At 64.9% G+C, this 16,356-nt stretch carries 13 protein-coding genes; 6 read left to right on the forward strand and 7 right to left on the reverse strand.

Annotated elements, in window-relative coordinates:
• Position 1: 1 nt before the first annotated feature.
• From AC1DQQ_RS03975 to AC1DQQ_RS03995, 5 genes are read right to left on the reverse strand one after another with little or no spacing between them, the layout of a single operon-like run.
• Positions 2-1,837, reverse strand: a complete 1,836-nt coding sequence (locus AC1DQQ_RS03975) for an acetyl/propionyl/methylcrotonyl-CoA carboxylase subunit alpha (protein WP_478044278.1) — start codon at positions 1,835-1,837, stop codon at positions 2-4.
• Between the two features lies 1 nt (position 1,838).
• Positions 1,839-2,306: a nuclear transport factor 2 family protein gene (locus AC1DQQ_RS03980; protein WP_478044279.1), complete on the reverse strand. Its 468-nt coding sequence runs from the start codon at positions 2,304-2,306 to the stop codon at positions 1,839-1,841.
• On the reverse strand, positions 2,291-2,767 hold the full coding sequence (locus tag AC1DQQ_RS03985; RefSeq protein ID WP_478044281.1) for a nuclear transport factor 2 family protein: 477 nt from the start codon (positions 2,765-2,767) through the stop codon (positions 2,291-2,293). Before AC1DQQ_RS03985 ends, AC1DQQ_RS03980 begins: the two co-directional genes overlap by 16 nt.
• Positions 2,768-2,797: 30 nt before the next feature.
• Positions 2,798-3,286, reverse strand: coding sequence for a nuclear transport factor 2 family protein (locus AC1DQQ_RS03990; protein ID WP_478044282.1), 489 nt, complete (start codon positions 3,284-3,286; stop codon positions 2,798-2,800).
• 58 nt (positions 3,287-3,344) lie between these two features.
• The gene (locus AC1DQQ_RS03995; protein ID WP_478044283.1) at positions 3,345-4,946 is read right to left on the reverse strand and encodes a carboxyl transferase domain-containing protein; all 1,602 of its coding nucleotides are present in this window, start codon (positions 4,944-4,946) and stop codon (positions 3,345-3,347) included.
• 112 nt (positions 4,947-5,058) lie between these two features.
• Here AC1DQQ_RS03995 and AC1DQQ_RS04000 point away from each other — a divergent pair, with 112 nt between their 5' ends.
• The 3 genes from AC1DQQ_RS04000 to AC1DQQ_RS04010 all read left to right on the forward strand — a co-directional run bounded on the left by AC1DQQ_RS04000 (position 5,059) and on the right by AC1DQQ_RS04010 (position 11,968).
• On the forward strand, positions 5,059-7,134 hold the full coding sequence (locus AC1DQQ_RS04000; protein WP_478044285.1) for a M13 family metallopeptidase: 2,076 nt from the start codon (positions 5,059-5,061) through the stop codon (positions 7,132-7,134).
• Positions 7,135-7,139: 5 nt separating this feature from the next.
• Entirely contained in the window at positions 7,140-8,630 is a 1,491-nt protein-coding gene (locus tag AC1DQQ_RS04005) for an acetyl-CoA acetyltransferase (RefSeq protein WP_478044287.1), read from the forward strand.
• Positions 8,631-8,728: 98 nt separating this feature from the next.
• Positions 8,729-11,968, forward strand: coding sequence for a DUF3857 domain-containing protein (locus tag AC1DQQ_RS04010; protein ID WP_478044288.1), 3,240 nt, complete (start codon positions 8,729-8,731; stop codon positions 11,966-11,968).
• Positions 11,969-11,975: 7 nt separating this feature from the next.
• Here AC1DQQ_RS04010 and AC1DQQ_RS04015 read toward each other — a convergent pair whose 3' ends face one another.
• A complete protein-coding gene (locus tag AC1DQQ_RS04015) occupies positions 11,976-13,589 on the reverse strand; it encodes a DHA2 family efflux MFS transporter permease subunit (RefSeq protein ID WP_478028583.1) in 1,614 nt (537 codons plus the stop codon).
• A 56-nt stretch (positions 13,590-13,645) separates the two neighbouring features.
• Here AC1DQQ_RS04015 and AC1DQQ_RS04020 point away from each other — a divergent pair, with 56 nt between their 5' ends.
• The 3 genes from AC1DQQ_RS04020 to AC1DQQ_RS04030 are packed head-to-tail and all read left to right on the forward strand — an operon-like array spanning position 13,646 to position 15,794.
• Positions 13,646-14,239 carry a TetR/AcrR family transcriptional regulator gene (locus AC1DQQ_RS04020; protein WP_478044290.1) on the forward strand — a complete coding sequence of 198 codons (594 nt, stop codon included), beginning with the start codon at positions 13,646-13,648 and terminating at the stop codon, positions 14,237-14,239.
• The gene (locus AC1DQQ_RS04025; protein WP_478044292.1) at positions 14,236-14,676 is read left to right on the forward strand and encodes a PaaI family thioesterase; all 441 of its coding nucleotides are present in this window, start codon (positions 14,236-14,238) and stop codon (positions 14,674-14,676) included. Before AC1DQQ_RS04020 ends, AC1DQQ_RS04025 begins: the two co-directional genes overlap by 4 nt.
• Positions 14,673-15,794: an HlyD family secretion protein gene (locus AC1DQQ_RS04030; protein WP_478044293.1), complete on the forward strand. Its 1,122-nt coding sequence runs from the start codon at positions 14,673-14,675 to the stop codon at positions 15,792-15,794. The genes AC1DQQ_RS04025 and AC1DQQ_RS04030 overlap by 4 nt, the downstream gene beginning before the upstream one ends.
• Here the strand turns inward: AC1DQQ_RS04030 and AC1DQQ_RS04035 are convergent.
• Positions 15,751-16,332 (reverse strand): DUF4199 domain-containing protein, encoded by a 582-nt coding sequence (locus AC1DQQ_RS04035; protein ID WP_478044295.1) that lies wholly within the window; start codon positions 16,330-16,332, stop codon positions 15,751-15,753. The two genes, AC1DQQ_RS04030 and AC1DQQ_RS04035, sit on opposite strands and share 44 nt — an antisense overlap.
• Positions 16,333-16,356: the final 24 nt, after the last annotated feature.

Consider the following 16,356-nt stretch of genomic DNA (forward strand, 5'->3'; position numbering starts at 1 on the left):
ATCAGGTTTTCTCGATTCTGACCAGCAAGGCATCGACCTGCACCTGCGATCCCACCGCCGCGTTCAACTCCGCCACTAGGCCATCGAATGGCGCGGTCAGGCCGTGCTCCATCTTCATCGCCTCGAGCGTCAGCAGCTTCTGGCCCTTGGCCACCGTATCGCCGGCTGCGACGTCAACCGCGATCACCCGACCCGGCATCGGCGCCAGGATCGCGCCGTCGCCGGCGGCGCCCGCGGTACCGCCCGCCGCACGCCAGATGGTCAATTGCCAGACCTGGCCGCCCTCGGCGATCAGTAAACTGTCGACTGCCTCGGATCCTGGCTCCGCCACATCATGCTCGATCGCGATCGTGGCGCCGTCGAGCAGAAAGGTGTCGGTACGCCGCACCTGAGCGTTGAGGCGGAACCCTGCCATCGGCAGCTCGCCGATCAGCGCGGCGGCGGCATCGGCCAAGGCTTCGTCAGACGGCCGAGCGGGCGGCATCAGCGCATCGCCCTCGCGCGCGATCAGGCCGGTGTCGACATGCCCCTCGGCGAAAGCCTCATGCTCGAGTGCTTCGACCAGGAAGCCCGCATTCGACCGCACCGGCCAGACGATCGCGTCGGACAAGGCGTCGGCCAGCAGCTCTCGCGCTTCCTCGCGATCCTCACCCCAGGCGATCACCTTGGCGATCATCGGATCGTAGAAAGGCGAGATGTCGGCGCCTTGCTCGACCCCGGTATCGACGCGAGCATCGTCGCCCAGATCGAACGCTTCGAGCCGGCCGATCGACGGCAGGAAGCCTTTGGCCGGGTCCTCGGCATAGAGCCGTGCTTCCATTGCCCAGCCGTTGATCTCGAGTTCGTCCTGCGTTCGCGGCAGCTCTTCGCCCGAGGCGACGCGCAACTGCCATTCGACCAGATCCTGGCCGGTAATCTCCTCGGTCACCGGATGCTCGACCTGGAGCCGGGTGTTCATTTCCATGAACCAGATGCGGTCGGCGCGCAGGCCTTCGCTGGCATCGGCGATGAACTCGATCGTGCCCGCGCCGACATAATCGACCGCTTTTGCTGCACGGACCGCTGCAGCACAGATCGCAGCACGCGTGTCTTCGTCCATGCCGGGGGCGGGGGCTTCCTCGATCACTTTCTGGTGCCGGCGCTGGAGCGAGCAGTCGCGCTCGAACAGGTGGACGACATTGCCATGGCTGTCGCCGAACACCTGCACTTCAATGTGGCGGGGCGAGAGGATGTACTTCTCGATCAGCACGCGATCGTCGCCGAACGACGAGGCCGCTTCGCGCTGGCATGAAAGCAAGGCGTCGGCGAACTCCTCCGGCGCTTCGACCCGCCGCATTCCCTTGCCGCCGCCACCGGCAACCGCCTTGATCAGCACCGGATAGCCGATCGCGTCGGCCTCGGCCTTGAGATGATCGGGGCGCTGATCCTCGCCGAGATAACCCGGCGTCACCGGCACGCCGGCGGCGATCATCCGTTCCTTGGCGGCATCCTTCAGCCCCATGGCACGGATGCTGTCGGGATGGGGTCCGACCCAGATCAGCCCGGCATCCTTCACCGCCTGCGCGAAATCGGCGTTCTCCGACAGGAAGCCGTAGCCGGGGTGGATCGCCTCGGCGCCCGTCTCCTTCGCTGCGGCAAGAATCTTGTCGCCGACCAGATAGCTTTCGCGCGCGGGCGAGGGCCCGATATGCACCGCCTCATCCGCTTGGCGGACGTGGAGCGCTCTGGCGTCGGCGTCCGAATAGACCGCGACCGTGCGGATCCCCATCACCCGCGCGGTGCGGATGATGCGACAGGCGATCTCGCCGCGATTGGCGATGAGGAGGGAGGTCAGCAACTCATTTTCTCCGTGCGCGCGTCGCGCCGCATCCAAAAGTCCGGACCGACCAAGTGACGTTCTGAATCTTCCATATGCCGGCGTCACGTACCAGGTCGAAATGCTGGTAGCCGCAATGGCGTATGGTGCCGTCGGTCGAGAAGATGTAGCGCCCCGACACGGTCGCTATCGCGCCGTCAATCGCGACGGTCGGCGCGATCATCTCTTCTTTATAGCGCTCGGGACCGGGATTAACGCTGGCCCAGGCCGCGAGATCGACGCTGCGCACCGTACGGCTGCCATCGACCTTTTCCATGATGACCGTCGCGGTGCCAGTAGGGCGCAGTTGCGCGCGGATCGCCGCTTCGTCTTTGGCAGCGATTCCCGCGAATGCAGCGTCAACGACCGCGAGGACCTCCGCTCGTCCCGGATCGAGCATGGCCAGAGCAAGCCCGAGGAAAAACGCCGCGATCATCACGTCGCCGGGCACCCCGTCGTGCGCTGCGACCAGGTCACGTTCTGGACCTTCCACGCGCCATTCTCGCGCACCAGGTCGAAATGGTCGACGCCGCAGGTCGCGACCTTGCCGTCGACCGACAAAGTGAAGTCGCCCCACACCATCGCGATATCGCCGTCGATCTGGATCATCGGGTTAGGGGTGAACTGTTCGTGATAGCGGTGCTCGCCCGGTTTGATCTTGGCCAGATAGTCTTCCCAGGTGACGTGGCGCACCAATTTGGTGCCGTCAGGGCGGCTGACAGCAATGGTCGCGCCGCCGCCGCCATCGATCCGGATCTGGTTGCGGATCGCGCTGGCATCGGTCGCGTCGATCCCCGCGAACCACGCCTTGAGCGGCGCCATCACCGCGGCAGCCTCGCTCGCCGATACGGGAGCGGGCGCCTTGTCGGCGGCGGGCGCCGAGGCGGCGAGCAGCAGGGGAAGGAAGATCATCGCGGCTCCTTTGGAAACGATGCGGTCGGGCTATTGCGCGGCGCAGCCGGTGGTGCGGCTCGACCAGGTGACATTGGCGACCTTCCACGAACCGCTTTCGCGGACGAGATCGAAATGGTCGACGCCACAATGGTGGACCTTGCCGTCGATCAGGAAGGTATAGGGGCTCCAAACCATCGCGATGTCGCCATCGATCTCGATCGCGGGATCGCTCAGCCGTTCCTCGAACCGTTCCGGGCCGGGCTTCACGCCGGCGGCGAACTCGGTGCCGGTCAGGCGGCGGACGCTGCGCGTGCCGTCAGGCTTCTCCGCGGCGACTATGGCGGTGGCGTCGGGCCGCATCGCCGCGAGGATGATCGCTGAATCGCGGCGGGCGAGGCCGTCGAACATGGCGTTGATCGGCGCCATCACCTGGCCTTCTTCGCTGACGGGCGGGGGTAGCGGGTTGGCCGGCGGCAGCTTGTCGCTCGACTTTTGGTCGGCGGCAGATGCGAGCAGAAGGAGGGGGAGAAGGATCATTGTTCTTCCTTAAACTCCTCCCCGCAGCGGGGAGGATTAATGGGGGCGCTGTTCCCAATCACATCCGGAACACGCCGAAGCGCGGGGCTTCGGGGATCGGGGCGTTGAGGCAGGCGGCGAAGGCGAGGCCGAGTAGGTCGCGGGTCTGCGCCGGGTCGATGATCCCGTCGTCCCACAGCCGCGCGGTGGCGTGCCAGGGTGAGCCTTGCGCTTCGTAATCGTCGCGGATTGGTTGTTTGAAAGCTTCGGCTTCCTCCGGCGTCCACTTGGCGGCATCGCGATGGACGGTGGCGAGTACCGATGCCGCCTGTTCGCCGCCCATCACGCTGATCCGGCTGTTGGGCCAGGTGAACAGGAAGCGCGGACTATAGGCGCGGCCGGCCATGCCGTAATTGCCCGCGCCGAAGCTGCCGCCGATCAGTACGGTGACTTTGGGCACGCTGGCGGTGGCGACCGCGGTGACCAATTTGGCGCCGTGCTTGGCGATGCCTTCAGCCTCGTACTTGCCGCCCACCATGAAGCCCGAGATGTTCTGGAGGAACAGCAACGGAATCCGCCGCTGGCAGGCGAGCTCGATGAAATGCGCGCCTTTGACCGCGCTTTCGCTGAACAGCACGCCGTTATTCGCCAGGATCGCAACCGGCATGCCCCAGATATGCGCGAAGCCGCAGACCAGCGAGCTGCCATAGAGTGATTTGAATTCCTGGAATTCCGATCCGTCAACCAGCCGCGCGATCACCTCGTGCACGTCGTAAGGCGCACGCACGTCCTGCGGGATGATACCGTACAGATCCTCGGCGGCGAATTTGGGCGGGCGCGGCTCGCGCAGCTCGATATCGTGCCCGCGATCGCGTTGCAGCGTCGAGACGATGTCGCGGACGATGGTGAGTGCATGCTCGTCATTCTCGGCGAGGTGATCAACCACGCCCGACTTGCGTGCATGCAAGTCACCCCCGCCGAGATCTTCCGCGCTGATCACTTCGCCGGTCGCGGCCTGAACGAGGGGAGGGCCGGCGAGGAAGATCGTGCCCTGGTTGCGGACGATCACGCTCTCGTCGCTCATCGCCGGGACATAGGCGCCGCCGGCAGTGCAGCTGCCCATCACGCAGGCGATCTGCGGGATGCCCTTCGCCGACATATTGGCCTGGTTGAAGAAGATGCGGCCGAAATGGTCACGGTCGGGGAACACCTCGGCTTGGTGCGGCAGGTTGGCGCCGCCGGAATCGACCAGATAGATGCACGGCAGGCGGTTCTGTTCGGCGATCTCCTGCGCACGGAGATGCTTCTTGACCGTCATTGGGTAATAAGTGCCGCCCTTCACCGTCGCGTCGTTGCAGACGATCATCACCTGACGGCCGGAAACGCGGCCGATCCCGGCGATCATCCCGGCGCCGGGGACTTCTCCGTCGTACAGGTCGCAGGCGGCGAGTTGGCCGATCTCGAGGAACGGCGAGCCCGGGTCGAGCAGCCGCTCGACCCGGTCGCGGGGGAGCAGTTTGCCGCGCGCCGTGTGGCGCTCCCGGCTCTTCTCGTTGCCGCCGAGAGCGGCGGTCGCGACGTCGGCACGCAAACGGTCGACCAGCGCGCGATTGTGCGCAGCATTGGCACGGAACTGGTCGCTGTCGGGGGAAAGGCGAGTATCGAGAACCGGTGCGCTCATGCCGCCCTGACTAGCCGGGCGGATTGGCATTGGGAAGCCGCACGGTCCCCTAGCGCGGCAAACTGTGTTGGTGTAGCCAGCGAGTCATACACCAGAAAAAAGAGGGTTCCCGATGAAGCGCTCAATTCTCGCCGCCATGCTGCTCGCCACTACCGCCGGCGGAGTCGCCGTGTGGCAGGCTCCCGCTCTCGCCCAGGCCGTGATGGGGACCAAATCGGGTGTCGACAAATCGCTGATCGACCAAAGCGCCAAGCCCGGCGACGACTTCAACGCTTATGCCAATGGCACCTGGCTGAAGACCGCCGAAATCCCCGCCGACCGCTCGTCGATCGGGGTCGGGCTCGACGTGTTCAAGGTTGCCGAGGCGCGCAACGCGGACATCATCAAGAGTGCTGCGGCGTCGAAGGCGAAGGCCGGTAGCGACCTGCGCCGCATCGCCGATTATTACGACGCCTATAACAATACCGCGGCGATCGAGACACGCGGCACGGCGCCGCTCAAGCCGATCCTGGCGCCGATCGACGCGCTCAAGACCAAGTCGCAATTGTCGGCGATGCTCGGCGCTAACATGCGGGCCGATACCGATCCGTTCAACAACAACAATTACGCCTCGACCGACAATCTGTTCGGGCTGTTCGTCGGGCAAGACCTCAACAAGCCGACGATCAACGCGCCCTATCTGATGCAGGGTGGCGTCGGCATGCCCGACCGCGATTATTACCTGTCCGACAAGAAGGAGATGGCCGAGCTCCGCGACGGCTATAAGGACTATCTGGGGAAGGTCTTCACGCTTGCCGGGATGAGCGATCCCAAGGCGCGGGCGGGCCGCGTTTTCGCGCTCGAGACGAAGATCGCCCAAGCGCAGACCGACATCGTCACCGCACAGGATGCGCATAAGGGCGACAATCCCTGGACCCGCGCCGATTTCGCCAAGAAGGCGCCCGGGATCGACTGGAATGCCTATTGGACCGCGGCCGGTCTGCCCAAGCAGCAGAATTTCATCGTCTGGAATCCCGGGACGACGACCAAGCTCGCCGGCCTCGTCGCCAGCGAGCCGATGCAGTCATGGCAGGACTGGCTCGCCTTCCACCGCATCAACGAAGTCGCTTCCACGTTGCCCAGGGCGTTCGACGACGCGAAGTTCGACTTTTTCGGCAAGCAGATGACCGGCACGCCGGCGCAACAGCCGCGCGACAAACGTTCGATCGGCGCGGTCAACGGTGCTTTGGGGTATGAGGTCGGCAAAATCTACGCCGCCAAATATTTCCCCGCATCGTCCAAGGCGGCGATCCAGACAATGGTTAAGAACATCGTCGCCGCGTTCGACAAGCGCATCGCCGCGCTCGACTGGATGGCGCCCGCGACCAAGGCCGAAGCGCGCAAGAAGCTGTCGGTGCTGAAGGTCGGCGTCGGCTATCCCGACACCTGGCCGATGCGTCCTTATTATGCGGTCAGCGCGACCGATCCGGCGGGCAATCTGCTCCGCGCCAGGCAGTCCAATTACCGCTACCAGATCGGCAAGCTCGCCAAGGCACCCGATCGCGGCGAATGGTGGATGACGCCGCAGACGGTCAACGCGGTCAACCTCCCGTTGCAGAACGCGCTCAATTTTCCGGCGGCGATCCTCAACACGCCCTATTTCGATCCGACCTTCGACCCGGCCGCCAATTACGGCGCGATCGGTGCGGTGATCGGGCATGAGATCAGCCACTCGTTCGACAATCTGGGATCGGATTTCGATTCGACCGGGCGCCTGCACAATTGGTGGACCAAGACCGACCTCGCGCGGTTCGAGTCATCGGGCAAGGCGCTGATCGACCAGTATAACAAATATGAGGTGCTGCCGGGCCTGTACGCCAATGGCCAGCAGGAACTGGGCGAGAATATCGCCGACACCGCCGGCCTGACCGCGTCGTATGAGGCGTATCACGCGTCGCTGGGCGGCAGGCCGGCGACGGTGATCGACGGGCTGACGGGTGATCAACGCTTCTTCCTGGCGTTCGCGCAGAGCTGGCGGACCAAGATGCGCGACCGCGCGATCCGGGCGCGGATCGCGACCGACGTTCACGCGCTGGCGCCGCTGCGGGTCGAGACGGTGCGCAATCTCGATGCCTGGTATGACGCGTTCGGCATCAAGCCGGGCGACAAGCGCTATCTAGCGCCCGGCGACCGCGTCCACGTCTGGTAAGGCGCGTGACGCCGGACGATCGCACGCCGGTCATTGTCGGCTGTGGCGAGGCGGTCGATCGTCCGGCGGCGCTCAGTCACGCGCTCGATCCGATCGGGCTGATGGCGCTCGCCGCGCGGCGCGCGGACGAGGATGCTGGTGGCGGTTTGCTTCGCCAGGTTGACCGGCTCGATGTCGTCAACCTCGTAAGCTGGCGCTATGCCGACCCGCTCGGCGAGTTAGCGACGCGGCTTGGCATCGCGCCACGTTCGCTTAGTTATGCGCCGATCGGCGGCGAGACGCCGACCAAATTGATCCACGAAGCCGCACTGGCGATCGCGCGAGGCGAGGCGCAAGTCGCACTTATCGCGGGCGGCGAAGCGCAGCACAGTGCGGCGCGAGCGCAGAAGGAAGGTGCAGACCTTCCCTGGTCACCGTTCGCACATGACGCGCCGGCCCGGGTCGAGCGGGCGACCTATCTCCACCCGCTGGCGATCGCGCTAGGCGCGTCGTTGCCAGTCAACGTCTACCCCTTCTATGAGATGGCGAGCGCGTGCACCTGGGGCCAGACGCCCGCCGTGGCGCAAGCGGAATCGGCTGAACTATGGGCAAGATATGCGGCGGTCGCGGCCGACAACCCGTCGAGTTGGCTCGGGCGCCGATACGCTGCCGACGACATTGCCCGTGTGACGACCGACAACCGGCTAATCGCTTGGCCTTACACCAAGCTGATGGTCGCCAACCCCATGGTCAATCAGGGCGCGGCGGTGATCGTGACGAGCCTGGCCTTAGCGCGAGCGGCCGGGATCGATCCGGCGGCGATGATCTATCTCATCGGAGGTGCTGTAGCCGACGAGCCGCGCGATTACCTGGCCCGCGACGGTTATGCGGCAAGTTCGGCCCAGAACGCAGTACTGGATCGCGCGAGCGGCTTGAACGATGGCCGGCCGTTCGATGCGATCGAACTGTACAGCTGCTTTCCCTGCGTGCCCAAGATGGCGCGGCGGACGCTGGAATTGAGCGAGGATGTCGTGCCGACAGTGACCGGCGGGCTCACCTTTTTCGGCGCGCCGCTCAACGATTATATGCTCCATGCGACCGCGGCGATGGTGCGGCGGCTGCGGTCGGGCGGCGGCGCCGGACTGCTTTATGGGCAGGGCGAGTTCGTCACTAAGCATCACGCTTTGGTGCTGAGTTCCGCCCAGCCCAACCGCTCGTTCGACCAGGACTATTCGGTTGCGAGCGATGCCGAGAACCGGCGCGGAACGGTTCCGCCGATCGTGAGCCCCACCGACGGCGCCGCGACACTCGAAACCGCGACGATCCTCTATCGCCGCGATGGGACGGTCGACCGCGGCGTTGTCATCCTGCGAACCGAGGACGGTGCGCGAACGATGGCGGCCGTGGCACCCGACGACCGCGCGACGCTTGCGGCGATCACCGATCGCGAATGCTATCCCGTTGGCCGTAACGGGACGGTCACAGCGGGGGATGTGCCATGCTGGGTGATCGCCTGAGGCGATCGATCCATTCTCGACCTAATCGGGCAATTGTCTTTGTCCGCGACCGGTCTAAGCTATCCGGTCGAAGGGGTTGTTTTCGGGGGCGTAACATCATGATCCGGGCGTTGCTGATCGCCGCATGCGCGATGCTGAGCATTGGACAGGCGCGTGCCGACGATGTGTTGCATTTCGGCGAGCGGCCTAGCTGGGCGACCGACATTGCCGAACCGGCGCCGGGCACGTTCGATGGCGCAATCGCCGTGCGCCTGATGACCATGCAGCTTCGCTATGATGATAGCGGCACGCATCAGGTCACGCGCCAGATCATGCGGGTCAACACGCCCGAGGGCCTGCAGATGGCGGGTACGATCTACGTCATCTGGCAGCCGACGATCGGCAAGATGACCGTCAATCGAGTGCTGATCCACCGCGGCGCGGAGACGATCGACGTGATGAAGGACGGCAAGGGGTTCCAGATCCTGCGACGCGAAAGCCAGCTCGAATCGGCGATGATCAACGGCATGCTTACCGCGGTGCTGCAAGTGCCGGACCTGCGCGTCGGCGACGAGATCGAACTCGCTTATACTACCGACATGAGCAATCCGGTGCTGGCCGGCCATGCCGAAACGGCGATACCGCTCGACGTGCTGCCGTCGAGCGATCGTCTGACGGTCAAGGTAAGCTGGCCGATCGGTCGCGCGGTGCGCTGGATGGCTGGGCCGCTGGCGCCGGTGCCGGTGCTGACCAAGGCGGGCGGATTCCAGATCGCGACGTTGACCCGCGACGATTGGAAGAAGCCCGAAGCGCCGGCGAGCGCACCCGATCGCTACAGCAGGATGGCGATGGTGCAATTCTCCGACTTCGCCAGTTGGGATGCGGTCTCGGCGTTGATGCGACCATTGTTCGAGACGGCGGCGACCATCACGCCCGATTCGCCCGTCATGGCCGAGGTGAAGCGGATCGCGGCCATGTCCAATGATCCCAAGATTCGCGCGACCGAGGCGTTGCGGACCGTGCAATCGCAAGTGCGCTATCTGGCGCGTGTCGATGGGCTTGGCGCCTACAAGCCCGAGGCCGCCGACGCGGTCTGGAGCGGGCGCAGCGGCGATTGCAAAGGCAAGACCGTTCTGCTGCTGTCGATGCTGCACGCACTCGGCATTACCGCCGATCCCGCGCTGGTTTCGGCGACCGACGGCGATGGGGTCGATGCCGCGCTGCCGATGCCTGGGCGGTTCAATCACGTCATCGTGCGCGCCGTGATCGACGGCAAAGTCTATTGGCTCGACGGCACGCGGTTCGGCGACGGTAATATTGATCGGATCGCGGTACCGGAATTCAAATGGGCGCTACCGCTCGAAGCACAGATGTCGAAGCTGGTCGCGCTGACCCCCGTCCCGCCGACGGCACCGCAAAGCGAGATGGCCTTCGATCTCGATGCGCGCTCCGGCCTCGACAAGCCCGCAAAGGCGAGCGGAACGCTGATCTATCGCGGCGAATTGGCCAGCCGGACGCGGATAATGCTGTCGATGCTGGCGGCGACCGATCGCGAGACGGTATTGCGCAAGATGTGGACGGGGCGTTTCGACTTCCTGACCGTTTCGAACGTGGGGTCCAAGATCGACGAGGTGACTGGCGACGTCACGCTGAGCTTTGCCGGTACCGCGGAAATGGACTGGTCGGGTGAGGATTACGGCCGCAAGAGCTATGAAGCCGACAATGCCCGGGTCGGACACTATCTGAAGTCCAAGCGCGACAAGAATCCCGACGCCGCGCCGGTCGAGGTCGATGACAATTACAATGCCTATCGCGAGACCATCCTGCTGCCCGATGGCGGCAAGGGATTCTCGCTCGACGGCGAAGCGGTCGATTCCACCATCGGCGGTGTTCATTATGTGCGCACCGTCGCGCTGAAAGGCGAGCGGTTCGAGATGACGACGATGGCGCGCAACAACGCGGCGGAGATCAGCTATGCCGATGCCAAGGCGGCCGACGATCAAGTTGATGAATTGTGGAAGAAGCGCGTCTTCGTTCGCGCACCTGCCGGCGCCGCCATCGCGGCCAAGCCGGGAGCGAAGTCGGACGAGCCGGGGGCCGGCCAGCTTGAGGCCGACCTAAGGCAGGTCGCGCAATTCTGGTCGACCGGTAAAAGTGATGAAGCGCTCAAGCTGATCGATGGGCGGATCGCGCGCGGCGACAAGAGTGTTCAGATGCTGGCCGGGCGTGGCCAATCGCTGATGCTGCTCGACCGGGTGGATGAGGCGTCGAGCGCGTTCGACCAGGCGCTCGCGAGCGACAGCCGCTTTCCCATGGCAATCCTTGGAAAGGCACAAGTGCTGCAGCGGCAGGGCCGTTTCGATGACGCGCTGATCCTCTACGATCGCATGGTGTTGCTGTTTCCCGACAAGGCCGAGTCGTACACCATGCGCGCAGGAGCGCGGGTGGCCGCCGGACAATATGACGGAGCACTCGCCGACTTGGGCATGGCGATCGCGAAGCAACCCGATAATGTCGAGGCACGCACCATGCGTGTCCGCATCTATTCTTCGCAATCGAAACGGGATGCGGCGCTGGCCGATGCGCGCGAGGTCGTGAAGCTCAAACCCGACGACGCGACGGCGCACGCGCTGCTTGCCAATATTCTGGCGGTGATGGGCCAGGTCGACGAGGCGCTTGGCGAGACGACCAAATCGATCGCAATCGAGCCAACTGGCGATGCCTATTTCTTGCGGTTGCAGTGGAACTTGCGCCCCGCGCCAAAGGATCAGCTCGACGACGTGCTCGGCCAGATCAAGACCGAACCGGAGCGTGACATCCCACTGATCGTGCTTCGTAAGCTGGTCGCCGACCCCGCTGCGAAAGCGGCGATCCTGGCGGCATATGATACGCAAGTCGCCGCTCATCCGAACGTCAATGCGATTGCCCAGCAACGTGCGATGGTCGCCGCCGTGACCGGCGACGGCAAGGCATTGCTGCCGTTGGTCGACAAGCAATTAGCCAAAGCTCCCACCGACTGGATCGCACTCAATTCCGCGTGCTGGACGCGGGCGACGCTGAAGCTCGACCTTGATACGGCGCTGGCGCAATGCGACAAATCGGTGACCGCAAAGCGCGTGTCCGCCAACCTCGACAGCCGCGGGTTGGTGCATTTCCAGCGCGGCGAATGGGCGGCGGCGATCAAGGATATGGATGACGCGCTCGCCTTGGAGCCGAAACAGAGCGGCAGCCTTTATGTCCGAGGCGTCGCGCGCAAGCGATTGGGTGACGCGGCTGGGGCGAAGGCCGACATCGATGCCGCGATGGTGATGAGCAAGCGGATCGACCAGACCTATGCCGGTTACGGCGTGGTGCCGTGACGCTTCTTTAATGCGCATCCGGCGGTGGCGCCGCGCCGACGCGTGGGGGCCGGCAGAACGGTACCATCACCAGCGCTGCGAGGAACAAATACGCCATCAGGCGAAAGACGTCATCGAACGCCAGGGTCAGTGCCTCGCGCCCGACGATCCGGCTCATCAGTCCTTGTGCCATCAACAGCGCCTGCGCGGGATCCGGCGTCACTGCGCTTAGTTCGTGCGCCAGTGCCGCGGCCGTGTCGTTGGCGGCTTTCGCCGACTGACCCAGCGCCTCGCTCAGCCGCAGTGCGTGGAGCCGCGTATTGTCGGCCAGCCAGGTATTGGCCAAGGCAATCCCGACCGCGCCGCCGGCATTGCGCATCAGGTTGAACAGGCTGGAGGCATAACGCAATTCCGGCCCTTCGAAATTGCCGAGCGCAAGGCCGACCGAGGGCACGATGCACAACATCACCGCGAAGCTGCGCACCACTTGCGGCCAGAACAACGCGGCGAAGCCCCAGTCCGGGGTCATTGCCGAGAACAGCCATAAGCCGAAGGCGAAAAGCGCCAGGCCGAACGTGATGACGATGCGCTGGTCGACGCGCTGCGACAGGCTGGCGGCGATCGGCACGCCAAGCAATTGCGCGCAGCCGGCAATGACGACGGTGCTGCCGATCTCCGACGCATTGTATCCGCGCACGCGGCCCAGAAAGAGTGGGATCAGATAGGTGCCGGCATAGAGGCCGAAACCGATGACAAGGTTAAACACGCAGGCGAAGACAAAGGTGGGTTTGCGAAACGGCGTCAGCTTGACGATCGGCCCCTTCGACCGGAATGACCGTTCTAGGAACAGGACGAAGGCGACGATCGTCAGCCAGGCGCCGATCTGGATGCGGATGTCGGTGAACCACTCGTTCTTGGGCCCTTCCTCCAGCACATATTCGAGACCCGCCAGCGCCACTGCCATCGAGGCGAGGTGGACCCAGTCGATTCGCTTGAGCATGGCGAGATTGGGCGTGTCGACGCGGATCAGCACGAGCGTCAGCGCGGTCACCATCAGGCCCGGCGCGACGTTGATGAAGAACACCCAGCGCCAGCCCATCGCGTCGGTGATCCAGCCGCCGACGGTGGGCCCGAGCGTCGGCGCGAGCACCGAGACCATGCCGAGGATCGCCGGGATCATCGCACGCTGCTTGCCGGTGAACAGGACATAGCCGGTCGCGAACACGGTCGGGATCATCGCGCCGCCGACAAAGCCCTGGATCGCGCGCGACACGATCATCGATTCGATATTCCAGGCAAAGCCGCAGAACATGCTCGAGATGGTGAACAACCCGGCCGACAGCGCGAACAACCAGCGCGTCGACAGCGCCTGGGCGAGAAAGGCCGAGAAGGGGATCATCACCAATTCGGCCATCAGATAGGCGGTTTGTACCCAGCTGATCTCGTCGGGTCCGGCGGACAGGCCGGCCTGAACCTCGTTGAGCGAGGCGGCGACGATCTGGATATCGATCAACGCCATGAACTGGCCGAATGCCATCACGCCGAAGATCAGATATTTCTGGCGGTTGGTCAGGCGAGAGGGATCGAACGGTGCAGCCGGAGCGCGCGCCGACCCCTGGGGGGAGAGTGGTATCGACGCCAACGTACTTGCCTCCGGCTGCGTTTATATTATATGCATCATATAAAGGAGGCGTTCAAGTGCGCTATTCGAACGAACATAAGGCCGAGACGCGCCAGCGCGTGTTGAAAGAGGCCGCGCAGGAGATCCGCGCGAAAGGACCCGAAGGCGTCGCGGTCGCGGGTGTGATGGCGCGCGCCGGGCTGACGCATGGCGGCTTCTATGCGCATTTCGAGTCGAAGGACGCGATGATCGCCGACGCGATCGGGACGATGTTCGACGACGCACGCGGGCGGTCCGACGCGATCGAGCAGACGGACGATCCGCGCGCCGCGCTCAAGGCTTACGTCGATTTCTATCTGAGCCCTGCGCACCGCGATCGCCGTGAACGCGGTTGTCCGCTCCCGACCTTGTCGGGTGACCTGGCACGGTCGGGCGAGCAACAGCGCGGCCGCTTCGGCAAGGGTGTGGAAGCGCTGACCGTGCGGCTGGCCAAGGCACTGGGCGAACTTGGCGTCGCCGATCCGCATGCCGAGGGATCGGCGATGCTGGCGCAGCTGGTCGGTGCGGTGGCGCTGTCGCGCGCGGTCGCCGATCCGGCGCAGTCGGACGCGATCCTGACCGATGCGCACGCCTTGCTGGTCGCGCGCTATGGATTGGAGGGGCGGCAGTGAGCGACGTGGTCGACGCGCCTGACGGTCTGCAGCAAGTTCGCGACCTGCTCGCACGTGGCGCCCAGCCGCCGATCGGGCGAACGCTGGATTTCTCGCTGGTCGAGGTCGAGCGCGGACGCGCGGTGTTCGAAGGAACGCCTGATGAGCGCCACTATAATCCGATGGGTGGCGTCCATGGCGGCTATGCCGCGACGTTGCTCGATTCAGCCTGCGGGATCGCGGTGCATTCGATGCTGAAGCCCGACCAGGGGTTCACCACGCTCGAGCTCAAGGTTTCCTATCTGCGCGGCATGAATGACACGACGGGGCCGGTCCGTGCCGAGGGCAGAGTGGTCAATATCGGCCGTCGCGTCGCCTTTGCCGAAGCCGATATCCGCGATGCCGACGGGCGCCTGATGGCGACCGCGACGTCCACCTTGCTGGTGCTTGCCAAATGAATGCTCCCTTCAATTCGACCGACGCCGCGACGGCGTCCGAACTTCCCGCCAGGAAGCGTTTCGCGGTGCCGCGCAGTGCGTTGGTCATGGGGCTGGTCGCGCTCGCGGTGGCGATCGCCGGCATTCTGTGGCTGACAGCGCCGCGATCGAGCGAGTCGACCGACAATGCCTATCTCCACGCCGATTCAAGCGCGGTGGCGCCCAAGGTCGGCGGGCTGGTCGCCGCGGTGCTGGTTAAAGACAACCAAATCGTACGCGCGGGCGATCCGCTCGTCCGGATCGATACTCAGGACTATGACGCCAAGGTTCAGGCGGCCCAAGCCGCGCTGACCGACGCCGAAGCCGGCGTTGCTACTGCGCGCGCGTCGCTGGCGGCACTCGGCGCCGACGAGCGCCTTGCCTCGGCGCAGGTACGCGCCGCGAGCACGGTGATCGCTTCGGCCGATGCCGAGCTCAGCCGCGCGAACGCGGACAAGGTTCGCTACGATTCGCTGCTGGGGCTGGGGTTCGCCACGCGCCGCGACGCCGAGCGGATCAAGGCGACCGCGATCGGCGCGGCCTCGGCTGCAGACAAGTCGCGCGCCGAACTCGGCGTCACGAGCGAACAGGCCGATGTAACGCGCGCACGACGTCCGGTGCTCGAAGCGCAAGTCGCCTCCGCCGAAGCCGCGGCACTGAAAGCGCGCGCCGCGCTCGACCTCGCGCGCCAGGATCGCGGGCATACGCTGATCGTCGCCCCGATCGACGGCGTGGTCGGCAATCGCCAGGTCCAGGTCGGCGACTTCGTCCAGCCGGGCAGCCGCGTGTTCACCGTCGTCCCGACACGCTCGCTCTACATCGTCGCCAATTTCAAGGAGACGCAGACGCGCGGCATGCGCGAAGGGCAAAAGGCGAAAATCTATGTCGACGCTCTTGGCGAAACGCTGAACGGCACGGTCGAAAGTTTCGCGCCGGGATCGGGCAGCGAGTTCACTCTGCTGCCGTTCGAGCCGGGGTCGGGTAATTTCACCAAGATCGTCCAGCGCGTCGGCGTGCGCATCCGGCTCGACCCCGGCCAAGCCGGGCTGGCGACGCTCAGGCCGGGTCTGTCCGTGACGGCGAAGGTGATGCTGATCTGACGTTTGCGCGCGCGGGCAGCAGTCGCGGATTGCAGAATATGGTCGAGGCGAGCGCGACCGGCAGGGCGACCGGTGCGATTTCCATCGCCGTCATCGGCAGGCGGATCAGCGGGTTGGCGTACATCGTTCGCATGGCGTCGAGGTCCGCGCTCAGCTTTGCGATCTCGGCTGCGCTCTTCCCGCTGGCGCGCGCCTTGGCGAGCACGCCTGCGATAAAGTCGTCCATGAAACGATAGTTGGTCGCTGCCAGGTACAGCTCCCAGATCAGGATGTAGGCAATGGTCGCGATCAGCGCGATCAGCAGCCCGAGCCCCAGCGCGTGCCAGAATCTGATCACGCCGCCGCCCTCGACGTCGCGATACCGCTTTACGCCGATGAAAACGAAACTCATCGCAACCAGCATGACCGAATAGCCAAAGGTCTGTGTCGCGACCCATTCCACGCGATGATGCAGGAAACCGATCACCGCGATGAAAGCGGCGAGCACGGCACTGGCGAGCCCGCCATAGATCAGCGAATATCGAAGCGTCGGAGTCATGATGTTTCCCCTGTTGCGAACGGC

Source organism: Sphingomonas sp. P4_G3, assembly GCF_056401105.1.

Bases quoted from the DNA above. Each gene is read 5' to 3' on its own strand.
- AC1DQQ_RS03985 (WP_478044281.1), bottom strand. From the start codon at position 2,767: ATGATCTTCCTTCCCCTGCTGCTCGCCGCCTCGGCGCCCGCCGCCGAC.
- AC1DQQ_RS03990 (WP_478044282.1), bottom strand. From the start codon at position 3,286: ATGATCCTTCTCCCCCTCCTTCTGCTCGCATCTGCCGCCGACCAAAAG.
- AC1DQQ_RS03995 (WP_478044283.1), bottom strand. From the start codon at position 4,946: ATGAGCGCACCGGTTCTCGATACTCGCCTTTCCCCCGACAGCGACCAG.
- AC1DQQ_RS04000 (WP_478044285.1), top strand. From the start codon at position 5,059: ATGAAGCGCTCAATTCTCGCCGCCATGCTGCTCGCCACTACCGCCGGC.
- AC1DQQ_RS04010 (WP_478044288.1), top strand. From the start codon at position 8,729: ATGATCCGGGCGTTGCTGATCGCCGCATGCGCGATGCTGAGCATTGGA.
- AC1DQQ_RS04030 (WP_478044293.1), top strand. From the start codon at position 14,673: ATGAATGCTCCCTTCAATTCGACCGACGCCGCGACGGCGTCCGAACTT.
- AC1DQQ_RS04035 (WP_478044295.1), bottom strand. From the start codon at position 16,332: ATGACTCCGACGCTTCGATATTCGCTGATCTATGGCGGGCTCGCCAGT.